The organism is Paraburkholderia sp. LEh10 (assembly GCF_017814945.1).
Taxonomy (GTDB): domain Bacteria; phylum Pseudomonadota; class Gammaproteobacteria; order Burkholderiales; family Burkholderiaceae; genus Paraburkholderia.
In genome coordinates, this window is sequence record NZ_JAGIPX010000286.1 from 1 (window position 1) to 300 (window position 300).

The window sequence follows — 300 nt, forward strand, 5'->3', positions numbered from 1 at the left end:
CCAGTGCGTCCAGAACGAAGTCCGTGCGCGCCGAGCTCGATACACGCCAGCCGACAATGCGTCGGGCGAACACGTCGATGATGAACGCGACATAGACGAAGCCCTGCCAGCTCGATACATAGGTAAAATCTGACACCCACAGCGCGTTGGGCCGTTCGGCCGTGAATTGCCGGTTCACAAGATCCTTTGGGCAAGGTGTCGAACCATCACTCACTGTCGTGCGTACGTATCCGCACGAGAATCCCCGTTATTGAGCGAACGTCGCTGATGGCTGACGATTCTCCCATTGCGATGACGGGA

General features: G+C 57.7%; 1 pseudogene. It reads right to left on the reverse strand.

Going from position 1 to position 300, the window contains the following annotated elements:
* Positions 1-226: pseudogene (locus tag J8I87_RS44310) on the reverse strand (DDE-type integrase/transposase/recombinase); the annotation flags it as partial.
* Between the last annotated feature and the right edge of the window lie 74 nt (positions 227-300).